Source organism: Sphingorhabdus sp. (assembly GCF_044354325.1).
GTDB lineage: Bacteria > Pseudomonadota > Alphaproteobacteria > Sphingomonadales > Sphingomonadaceae > Sphingorhabdus_B.
The window spans coordinates 25361-36534 of the sequence record NZ_JBILAF010000007.1 but is presented as its reverse complement, the minus strand read 5'-3'; the positions used below and the strand labels follow the sequence as shown (position 1 = coordinate 36534).

The following is an 11174-nucleotide window of genomic DNA, read 5'->3' as shown; positions in this document are numbered from 1 at the left end:
TAGGTTTGCAGCGCCCAACTAGGGAAGGGTGGTGGCACTTTGATGCGGTTCTTGTGCGACTTTGATAGAAGTTATGTGTCTGAAATATTACTGAATTTAAAGCGCGGATTCTGCATCATCAAACAAGCTCCAAATATATTACAATTTTATTGCAGTGATGTCATATAAGTGTCATATTCAAGGGAGAGATGAGGAGAAAACGGATGAAACTGCTATTCGTAGGTGCTTTAGTAACTGGCCTGATGGGCGGTGCAGCCCACGCCCAACCGACCATGAATATTGAAACAGCATACCCAAAGGGGTCCATTGGCTATGAGGCTCTCGTAAAGGGCGACAATGCGCAGGCAGTTTCTCAAATACTGACAAGCGCGCAAGTGAGCCGGCATGATCCTGCGAAGCTGCTCAACCTTGGCCGTGCCTATGCGCGTATGGGCCGTATGGAAGAGGCTTCGAATATGTTCGCCGCTGCGATGCAGAGCCGTGATACCGTCGATCTGGTGCTCGCCGACGGTCGCGTGATGAATTCAAAAGACGCTGCGCGTAAGGCCTATGCCGGTTTGCAGATGCGGATCGCGACACGCTGATCCAAATGTACTGAGGTAACATCTTGCCTCTAACGCTTTATAAAAGGCGGGCCTAACGGCTCGCCTTTCGTCTTTTCTAGCGCATAATTTTGCTGTGACCCGCCTGTTCTGCGGCTGTCACATATTTGACGCAAAACATTCTTCTAAATGCAATGTGATACGCACAGCCATGTCACAGCTCGCCCCTATTTGCCGCATGGTCAACGGGTGGGGCCTTATGATGATTCGATTCTGGTCCGTTGCATTTGCCCATATCGGGCACGTCTTATTTGTTGCGGAGATTTAGAATGTTAAACCCAAAATTGCGTGGGATCGTGTATGCGACAGCAGCAGCTGCCCTCGTCACCGGCTGTGGCGCAGATGATATCGCGTCACCAGGCACTGGTGGTAACATCACCATCAACAATCCGGCTGCACCTCCGCCGCCACCACCGCCACCACCGCCACCTGCGACAGTTACACCTGCTGGCGGCTGCCCAACCATCGCTGATGCGCAAGGCTTGACCGACAGCGGTACGATCACTGGCCCAACCGGCACGTATCGCGTCTGCACATTGCCAGCGCGCGTAAACACCACCAGCACATTGCCAAAGATTGCGGGCGTTCTGTATCGTCTTGGCGGCCGTGTTGACGTTGGTACGGACCAAGGTCCTTCATCGACAAACAATGTCGTCACGCTGAACATCGAACCCGGCGTTATCGTCTTTGGCGGAACCGGCGTGTCATGGTTGAACGTTAACCGCGGTAACCGCATCAACGCTGTTGGTACGGCTGCCCTACCAATCATCTTCACCAGCCGTGACAACGTCCTCGGTCTCAACAACGACAGCTCGATCGGTCAGTGGGGCGGTATCGTTCTTAACGGCCGCGCACCCATCACCGATTGCGCAGCACCTGCTGCAACACCAGGCACTGTTGCTTGCGAGCGTCAGGTTGAAGGCGCAGTTGACCCGGCACTTTATGGTGGCGCGAACACCGCTGATAACAGCGGCCGTTTGAGCTTTGTCCAAATCCGTTACTCGGGCTTTGTTCTTTCGGGCAACTCCGAACTGCAATCGCTGACCACGGGCGGCACCGGCACCGGTACTATTCTGAACAACATCCAGTCGTTCAACAGCTCTGACGATGGCGCAGAATTCTTCGGCGGTAACGTCAACATGAAGTATTTCGTGTCGATTGGTGCGGATGACGATAACTTGGATACGGACACCGGTGTTAAAGCGAACTTCCAATATGTATTGGCAGTGCAGCGTCCAAATGCGGGTGACTCGATGATCGAAGCTGACTCGGATAACGCTACGGACGGCAATACGCCGCGCCAGAACACACGTCTGTCGAACTTCACCTTCATTCAGCGCAACAATACCGGTAACCTGTCGGCAATGTTGCTGCGTGGTGGTACCGACTACAGCATGTTTAACGGTGTGGTTGTCAGCCCATCGACATCATGCCTGCGGATCAGCCGTGCACAGACCGTATCGGCAACAGCAGATGCAAGCATTGACGAAGCTGGTGCGCCAGTATTCCGTTCGGTTGTTATGCAGTGCGGATCGCCAGCGTTTGTTGGTTCGAGCGGCGTGACCGAGGCGCAAGTAAGCGCGGTGTTCGGTTCGGGAGCGAACAACAATAACAGCGCGTTCACACCAAGCTTGACGTCATTGTTCATCAATGGTGCCACCGAAAACGCAGTTACAGCGTTCAACGCCAGCAGCATCGCATCTTACTTTGATGCAACAACCTATATCGGTGCTGTCCGTGACGCCAACGACACTTGGTACGCAGGCTGGACCTGCAACAGCTCGACGGCCAATCTGGGCACCAGCGTAACCGGTCTCTGCACCTCACTGCCAACATATTAATAGCTGGCGGATAATATCGGGTGAGGTGCGGCCCGGCGGGCATGCACCTCACCCTTTTTTCGAATTTATAAAAGGGAATTACAATGTTGAAGCCAGTGGAGGCAATCAGACTGTTGCTTTTGACGTCGGCGCTCGTTTCGCCTTCCATGCTGATGGCGCAAGACGCCGCAGCGGAACAGGCCGAACAAGCCAGTGCTGAAGCAGCACCAGCAGACACGCCAGCAGACGCAGCCGCGCCAGTCGAAGAGGATGTCGATGTCTCTATTCCGGGTGGCGAAGAAATCGTCGTGCGCGGATATCTGGATCGCAACATTTCCAAGAACGCGGCGCAAGTTGTTTCCGTGCTGTCGAGCGCGGATATTGAACGTACCGGTGAAGGCGATATTGCCGGCGCACTATCGCGTGTCACTGGCCTAAGCGTCGTTGGCAGCGGCTTTGTCTATGTTCGTGGCCTTGGTGATCGTTATTCGCTCGCATTGCTTAATGGTTCGCCGCTCCCAAGCCCTGAACCATTGAAGCGCGTTGTTCCGCTCGATCTTTTCCCCACAAGCGTGATTGCATCTTCGCTTGTGCAAAAAACCTACTCGGCAAACTTCCCCGGCGAATTTGGCGGCGGCGTGATTAACCTGACCACCAAAGCGATCCCGCGCGAAACATTCCTGACGGTAGGCGGTGACTTGAGCGTCAATAGCGAGACCACCAATCAACTGGGCTACACATATTATGGTAGCTCGCAGGATTGGAGTGGTTTCGACAATGGCAACCGTGACCTAAAGCCCGCGCTTGCATCCTATCTTGCCAGTGGCGCACGCATCAGCGCGGGTAACGTTGATACGCAGGCTATTGCCGGCGAGCTCATTACCGGCCGGAATGCCGTTGTTCAGCGTGACAAGAATTTGCCGCCCAATGGCTCAGCCACGATTACCGGTGGCACGAACCTCGAAATTGGCGATGACGCCACTATGGGGGTCATCTTCAATGCCGGTTACAGCAACAAATGGCGTACCCGCGACACGATCCAACAAACGGCATCGACGCTTGATCTGAGCCAGAAAGAGCTGGATTTCCGGAAAGTCATTACCGACAACCGTATGGTTGTGAACGGCCTGCTTGGCTTCGGTATCGAAGTGGGCGAACAAAAAATCCGTTGGACCAATCTGTTCATTCGCGACACGCTGAAACAAGCGCGTCTCGGTGTCGGCACCCGTCAGACAACATCGCCCACCGCGACATTGATGCAGCAGGATACAGCATGGTTCGAACGCCAGTTGGTGGATAGCCAGCTGGTCGGTGAGTTCAAATTGTCACCTGACGTGAATTTAAGCTTCCGGGCAGCCTACGCCAATTCTCAGCGTGAGGCGCCGGATGAAATCAGCCTAGAATATTACCGCAGCAACATCACGTCCGATCCTTACGGCCAATTGTTCATCAACCGTCTTAACAACGGTCAACAGGGAAGTGCTGAAGTCAGCTATTCCTATCTGAATGAAAATCTGTGGGCCGGTGGTTTGGATCTGTCGGCAAAGGTGACGCCGGAAATTACCGCGACGATAGGTTATGCCTATTCGGACACGGTTCGCCGCACCGAACGCCGTGACTTCCAGTTTGTCGCACCCGGCGGCACGCCCATCGCGCCGTCATTATTCCGTCCAGACCTTTTGCTGCAACCGGACATTATCGATTTTTACAACATCGCGTTGATCGATACCAACGAAGCAAACCCGGTCTTTGATGCAAGCTTGCTGAACCATGCTGGGTACGGCCAAATTCAGGCGTTCATTACGCCAGCAATCAGCCTGAACCTTGGTGTGCGTTACGAAACGGCTGAACAGACTGTTGTGCCGGTTCAAGTGTTCACGACGCCAACAGCCTCGCTTGCCTCCACCAGCTTGGATCGGAGCTATTGGTTGCCCGCAGCGACGCTGACGTGGGACATGAATGAACAGATGAAGTTCCGGTTGAGCGCGTCGAAAACCATCGCGCGTCCGCAATTTCGCGAACTGATTTTCCAGAACTTTTACGATACCGACTCCAACCGTCTTTTCCGCGGTAACCCGCTGTTGACGGACAGCCAGTTGTACAATGCTGAAGCGCGCTATGAATGGTATTTCGACCGTGAGCAACGCTTCACGATTGCTGGCTTTTTTAAACGTATAGACAGTCCTATCGAGTCGTTCTCGAGCTTTGATGATAACTCAGTTATCACCAGCTTCGCGAACGCACCGAAGGCTGATTTGTACGGTGTTGAAATCGAAACGCAGAAATATTTCGATCTCTCTGCGATTGGCGATGAAGGCTTTTTTGCGACACGCCGCGCGGTTGTCATTGCCAACTACACCTACACCAAGTCAAAAATCAGTGTGAAGGCTGGTGACACGGTTGCGGTGTTTAACGCATCGTCGACCAACGCGCTCGACTTTTTCACCGACGGATCGCCGTTGACCGGCCAAGCTGATCATCTGCTCAACTTGCAATTCGGCCTCGAAGATACCGAGCGCCTGTCGCAGCAGACGATTTTGTTCAGCTATTCGACCGACCGGGTTACCAGCCGTGGTGCATCGGGCCAGCCGGATATCAAGGAAAAGCCTGGCATTCAGCTTGATTTCGTGGCGCGTGAAGGCTTCACGCTTGGCGGCAAAGACGCTGAATTGAAGTTCGAAGTCCGCAACCTGACCAACACCAAATATCAGGAGTTTCAGGAAAACGGCGCGAACAAGATTTTCTACAACCGTTACAAACAAGGCATCAGCGCCTCAATCGGTGTAGAGCTTAACTTCTAAAGGGAATGCAGCACCCTGACTCGCGGCGGCATGTTGGATCCAACATGTCGCCGTCATTTTGTCTGGCACGTTGCATTCGTTTGAGGGCGTCACTAAACTGTCATTTGGGCGTCACTCGACGGTCACAGCCGCGCGTTAGGGCATTATCATCAAGCGGATTCGTCCGGGGGGACTCAGTGGCAATGACATTGGCGGAAAGGGTGAAGGTACAGTCACACAAAATCACAGCCGTGCCCGCCGGTCGCCTGATCCTTGGCGTTCTGGCCATATTGACCGCCGTTCAAACCGCACGTTTTTTCTGGATATTGATAACGCCCGTTGGCCCGGTCAACGACTGGCGCGCGCCGTCGGTTGATATGGTGCCGCAGTCCGCCCGCATGGCGCTATTCGCCGGATTTGACCCTTTTTTTCGCAATGACGCGGCTGCAGATTCCACCCAGAATGTCACATCGTTAAGCCTGACATTGTTCGGCGTGCGCACCAATGAAAGTTCGGGCGGTGGTTCGGCTATCATCGCAGGCGAAGATGGCGTGCAGAACAGCTATGCCATTGGCGAAGAAGTCGCGCCCGGCGTCACTTTGGATTCCGTTGCCTTCGACCATGTCATTTTGTCGCGTGGCGGCGTGAAAGAATCGCTGTATCTTGATCAGTCGGTACCTGCGGAAACCGTTAGCCCGCCTGCATCAGGCACGTCAGCCACGCCAACGTCGCCCGGCGGAGGCGTCGGCTTAAATGCCGAGACGCTTCAAAAATCCATCGGCTTTGCGCCGCGTAATGAAGGAGGCAGGGTCACCGGTCTCGTTCTGCAAGCCCGCGATGATGGCACGATGTTGCGCCTCGCCGGATTTCAGGCTGGCGACATTGTCGTTGGCATAAACGGCCGTCCGGTATCTTCGGCGGCTGACATTGCTTCTCAAATCAGGCCCGGAGCCCGCTTAAGCGTTGAAGTCGAACGCGGCGGCGCAAAGGTCCCCATTGCTCTAAATCTGGAACAACAGTGATCCGTAAATTTACCCTTTTGCTGGCATGCAGCGCGCTTGTTTTTGTCCAGCCTATCGCCGCGCAGCAGACATTGAATGTGCGCGATGCCGATATCCGTGCCTTTGTTCAGGATGCGGCCCGCGTCACCGGGCAGACGTTCATTGTCGATGGCCGTGTGAATGGGAAGGTGTCGGTGGTTACGGACCGGCCATTATCGCGTTCGGAATATTTTGAGGTGTTCCTCTCGACACTGCGCGCAAATGGTCTCGTCGCGATTCCCATTCGCGGCGGTGGTTACCGGATCCAGCCTTCCGACGGCGCTGCAACCCAGCCGACCCGCGTCGGTAGCCGTGCAGCAACTTCAAGCCAATTTGTGACGGAAGTGTTCCGCCTGCGTTCGATTGACGCAACCTCAGCCGTTGAAACGCTGCGCCCATTGATAAGCCGCGAAGGCTCGTTGACGGCCAACAAAAGCGCAAACAGCCTTGTGGTTGCCGATTATGCCGACAATATTGGCCGCATCCGCGATTTGCTCCGCCAGATTGACCGCGATAGCGCAGCGACGCAGATCGTCGCACTCGATAACGCCGGTGCGCGTGAAATTGCCACCGCGCTTCAGGCGCTGGCTGGTCAAGGCGGCGGCGAGGGCGCGAGGCCACCTGTTTCCATCGCGGCCATTGACAGCAGCAACGCCATTGCCCTGCGTGGTGACCCGACGTCGGTTGCGCGCTTTGCCGCGATGGCCAAGGAATTGGATGCGCGGGCACAGTCAGGCGCCGAAATTCGCGTGTACCGGCTTGAGCATGCCAATGCCGCTACCTTGCTGGAGACGGTCCAGTCATTGATTGGCGGGCAGAGCGGATCGTCTGTATCTAGTAACGTGCCACCTGTTTCTGCGCCAGCTGCTGGCGGCGGCGCTGCCGCTGTTGTTGCGCCCATCGTTGCATCTTCGTCGGGAACCGGCCCCAATGGCATTGGTGGCCGTGGCCCAGTGGTGGTGACCCGCTATGAAGGCACCAACGCCCTTATCATCGCCGCAAACCCCGAAATGCAACGTACGTTGGGCGAGCTCATCCGTCAGCTGGACACACGGCCCGAACAGGTTTTGGTTGAAGCAATTGTTGTCGAAATCGGCAATGACGCGGCGAAAAAGCTTGGCGTACAATTCCTTGTCGGTGGCAAGGACGCGCCTTTCGCTGCGACAAATTACGCCAACGCCTCACCCAATATCCTGACGATTGCGGGCGCAATTGGCGCCGAAGAACTGACGCGCACCACGACGACTGTGAATGGCAATACGACCACGACTGCGACGAACAGCGCGCTGGGTGACAGCCTGCAGGAAGCTGCGGCGGCGTCGATCCTGAGCGCTACTGGCGGCTTTGGCGGTTTTGCGATGGATATCGGCAAAAACGCGGTCTTTGGCACGATTATCAACGCGATTGCCGCGGACACCGAGTCCAACTTGCTGGCGACGCCGCATATTGTGACGCTGAATAACCAAAAGGCAAAGTTCCTCGTCGGACAAGAAGTGCCCGTGAGCACCGGCGAGCAATTGTCGGCCAATTTCGAAAACGCCTTCCGCACGGTTCAGCGTCAGGAAGTAGGCATCAAGCTTGAGGTGACCCCGCAAGTGAACGCGCAGGGCGACGTGAAGCTGTTCCTTAAACAGGAAGTGTCGAGCGTTGCAGGGCCGGTGTCATCGCGCTCGAGTGACCTCATCCTCAACAAGCGCGAGTTTGAAACGACGTTGACCGTTGGCGACGGCCAATTGCTGGCCATTGGTGGCTTGCTCAATGACGATGAACGCCGCACCATTGAGCGTATCCCGCTGTTGAGCGACATTCCGATCATTGGCGAGCTGTTCAAATCACGCAGCCGCAGCCGCAGCAAAACCAATTTGATGGTCTTCATTCGGCCGACGATCTTGCGTAGCCGCGAAGATGGCGACCGGTTGACGGCGCGACGTTATGACTATGTCCGCGACATGCAGATGACGCGTAATCCAGATGCCGAACCAAGCATCGACGAATTGCTGCGCGATTATATGGGCGCTGTGCCGCCGGTCGCGCCGGATGTACGAACAAATGATATCATGATCGGTGCTGATGGCAAATTGACGCGGCCCCAGACGGGTGGCGCGTTACAACCGGCGGATGTTCCCGCAAGCGCGGTCTCTTCCGCCACTGTGGATCCGCAATCATGACATCGCGCGAGGGGACGACCGAGCAAGCATCCAATATACCGGTTGAGCCAGACGTCGCCATTGCACCGGCTTTGATCGCACCTCTGCTCGATTTGCCTTATGCCTTTGCCAAGGCGCATGGTCTGGTCCTGCGACACGAAAGCGATGGTCGCATTGTGGTGGCGATGCGTGAGGGCGCTGATCCGTTGATGTTGTTGGAGGTCCGGCGCTATCTGTCGATGCCATTCGATGTCGAAATGGCCGACAATGCTACCTTTGACCGTTATTTGTCCGACCATTATGCCATGGATGGCAGCGCCGCGGCGATGGCTGGCTCAATCGGCACCAATGACGGCGATTTGCTGTCTGACATGTTGCCCAGCGCAGATGATTTGCTCGACAGCGCCGATGACGCGCCCGTTATCCGTTTAATCAACGGCATCATTGCAGAGGCTGTCCGCCAGGGCGTATCCGATATTCACGTCGAGCCATATGAAACTGGCTTGGTCATTCGCATGCGCGCCGACGGTGTGTTGCAGGAACGCCTCCGCTTGCCGGCTAATGTCGCACCGGTTGTCGTCAGCCGTATCAAGGTCATGGCGCGCCTCGACATTGCTGAACGCCGCATTCCGCAGGATGGCCGCATCGGTCTGACGCTCGGTGGCAAGCTTGTCGATGTGCGTGTGTCGACCCTGCCAAGCCGTGCAGGCGAGCGTGTGGTCATGCGTATTCTCGACAAGGAAAATGCCGGCATATCGCTCGATTTGCTTGGCATGTCGGAAGAAACGCTCAAAATTCTGCATGAGGCGCTGGCGGAACCCAATGGCATCATCTTGGTTACAGGACCAACCGGGTCGGGTAAAACCACGACCTTATATGCCGGCCTCAAGCGGCTGAACGATGGCACGCGCAATATCCTCACCGTGGAAGATCCGGTGGAATATGCCGTCGAAGGCATCGGCCAGACACAGGTCAATGCGAAGGTCGGCATGACGTTTGCCGCAGGACTGCGCGCCATACTGCGTCAGGATCCCGATGTCGTCATGGTCGGCGAAATCCGCGATCGTGAGACGGCCGATATCGCCGTGCAGGCTGCGCTGACGGGGCACCTCGTGCTCACCACCGTGCATACCAACGATGCACTCGGCGCGATCACGCGTATGCGTGATATGAAGGTTGAGCCATTCCTGCTCGCCTCCACCTTGCGTGCTGTCGTCGCCCAGCGCCTGGTCCGTCGTCTATGCCCAAGCTGCCGCCAAACAGTTCAGGCCGATGGTAACGCGGCGTCGTTGTTGGGCTTTGACAAGGGGACAGCGGTTTACAAGGCAGTCGGTTGCCCAGAGTGCAACAATACAGGGTTCCAGGGTCGCATTGGGGTGTTTGAAGCGGTCCGTGTCGATGATACTATCCGCCGCCTCATCAACGATGGCGGCGATGAAGCCATCCTTGCGCGCCATGCTTTTGTGAACCAGCCCAATTTGAGCGCCGCTGCGCGCAAACTAGTGCGTGCGGGCCACACGACACCCGAAGAAGCCATTCGCATTTCGCGCCGCGAAGACATTGTTGATGCCTGAATTCGCATATCATGCGATTGATCCGGATGGCCGCGAACAGCGCGGGCGGATAGCTGCGGCCAATGATGATGCCGCGCGCGATCGCCTGACGTCCAAAAATCTCTATATTGTGAGCGTCGCGCCCGCACCCGCGCGCGCGTCTGTCCTCGCCAGCCTGCCGATTAAGCGGCAGCCGCGTTTGAATGCCAAGCAGCTGACTTTGTTTACCCGGCAATTGTCGTCATTGGCGCAGGTTTCTCCATTGGAGGAAGCGTTGCGGACGATCAGTCGTCAGAGCGAACAGCCGCATGTCCGGCAGATACTGACGGAAGTGCACGCAGGCGTGGTCGAGGGACAGCGCCTGTCCGAAGCCATGCGCCGTGAAGGCAACAGCTTTCCGCCATTATACCGTGCAATGATTGCCGCAGGCGAGGGGGCAGGCACATTGCCGCTTATTACGGAACGTCTTGCGGTACTGCTTGAACGGCAGGCCGAGATGCGCGGCAAGTTGATTGGTGCGCTGGCCTATCCGGCGATTTTGTCACTGGTCGCGATGTTGGTGGTGATGGGCCTCATGGTCTCTGTGGTCCCGCGTGTTGTCGAACAGTTTGACAATGTCGACCAGCAACTGCCGCTGATTACGCGCATCGTCATTGGCATATCGGCGTTTTTGGCGAATTATTATTGGGTGATTATTATCGCTGTTGTCGTTGGTGGCTTGCTGTTTGCGCAAGCGCTTAAGCGGCCAGCGTTCCGCCTGTCGGTTGATCGCACGGTGTTGCGCATTCCGTTGCTTGGAAAGCTGCTGCGCAACCTGCACGCTGCGCGCATGGCACGGACTTTGGCAACGATGGTCGCCAGCCGCTTGCCGTTGCTGGAGGGCCTGCGCCTGACCGGCGGCACCATTCGCAATAAAGTGCTCTCCGCCGCCAATGACGATATCGTGGAATCGGTGCGGAGCGGGGGCAGTCTTTCGGGCGCGATGCGCACAAGCGGGGTTTTCCCACCGCTGCTGGTATATTTGACCGCAAGCGGCGAGAGCGCCGGGCAGTTGGATATAATGCTCGAACGCGCGGCGGAATATCTTGAGCGCGAATTTGATAATTTCACCAGCACCGCTTTGTCGCTGCTCGAACCACTCATCATTGTCGCGATGGGCGGTGTCGTTGCTGTCATCATTTTGGCAATTTTGCTGCCTATACTTCAACTCCAAAACCTCACGGGACTTTAGT

At 56.2% G+C, this 11174-nt stretch carries 7 protein-coding genes; all 7 read left to right on the top strand.

The genetic code is table 11. From position 1 onward, the window contains the following. Positions 1-203 precede the first annotated feature (203 nt). The 7 genes from ACIQ0G_RS01550 (at position 204) to gspF (ending at position 11173) form a co-directional block, all read left to right on the top strand. Positions 204-584, top strand: coding sequence for a tetratricopeptide repeat protein (locus ACIQ0G_RS01550; protein ID WP_397576385.1), 381 nt, complete (start codon positions 204-206; stop codon positions 582-584). A gap of 287 nt (positions 585-871) precedes the next feature. Further along, a complete protein-coding gene (locus ACIQ0G_RS01545; RefSeq protein WP_397576384.1) occupies positions 872-2443 on the top strand; it encodes a hypothetical protein in 1572 nt (523 codons plus the stop codon). 83 nt (positions 2444-2526) lie between these two features. After that, a complete protein-coding gene (locus ACIQ0G_RS01540) occupies positions 2527-5223 on the top strand; it encodes a TonB-dependent receptor domain-containing protein (protein ID WP_397576383.1) in 2697 nt (898 codons plus the stop codon). A 200-nt stretch (positions 5224-5423) separates the two neighbouring features. Next, positions 5424-6224: a type II secretion system protein N gene (locus tag ACIQ0G_RS01535; RefSeq protein WP_397576382.1), complete on the top strand. Its 801-nt coding sequence runs from the start codon at positions 5424-5426 to the stop codon at positions 6222-6224. Further along, the gene (gene gspD / locus ACIQ0G_RS01530) at positions 6221-8410 is read left to right on the top strand and encodes a type II secretion system secretin GspD (protein ID WP_397576381.1); all 2190 of its coding nucleotides are present in this window, start codon (positions 6221-6223) and stop codon (positions 8408-8410) included. The genes ACIQ0G_RS01535 and gspD overlap by 4 nt, the downstream gene beginning before the upstream one ends. After that, positions 8407-9963, top strand: coding sequence for a type II secretion system ATPase GspE (gene gspE, locus ACIQ0G_RS01525; RefSeq protein ID WP_397576380.1), 1557 nt, complete (start codon positions 8407-8409; stop codon positions 9961-9963). Before gspD ends, gspE begins: the two co-directional genes overlap by 4 nt. Further along, positions 9956-11173 (top strand): type II secretion system inner membrane protein GspF, encoded by a 1218-nt coding sequence (gene gspF, locus ACIQ0G_RS01520; RefSeq protein WP_397576379.1) that lies wholly within the window; start codon positions 9956-9958, stop codon positions 11171-11173. The genes gspE and gspF overlap by 8 nt, the downstream gene beginning before the upstream one ends. Position 11174: the final 1 nt, after the last annotated feature.

Coding starts and splice junctions, on each gene's coding strand:
- ACIQ0G_RS01550 (WP_397576385.1), top strand. CDS start 204: ATGAAACTGCTATTCGTAGGTGCTTTAGTAACTGGCCTGATGGGCGGT.
- ACIQ0G_RS01545 (WP_397576384.1), top strand. CDS start 872: ATGTTAAACCCAAAATTGCGTGGGATCGTGTATGCGACAGCAGCAGCT.
- ACIQ0G_RS01540 (WP_397576383.1), top strand. CDS start 2,527: ATGTTGAAGCCAGTGGAGGCAATCAGACTGTTGCTTTTGACGTCGGCG.
- gspE (WP_397576380.1), top strand. CDS start 8,407: ATGACATCGCGCGAGGGGACGACCGAGCAAGCATCCAATATACCGGTT.
- gspF (WP_397576379.1), top strand. CDS start 9,956: ATGCCTGAATTCGCATATCATGCGATTGATCCGGATGGCCGCGAACAG.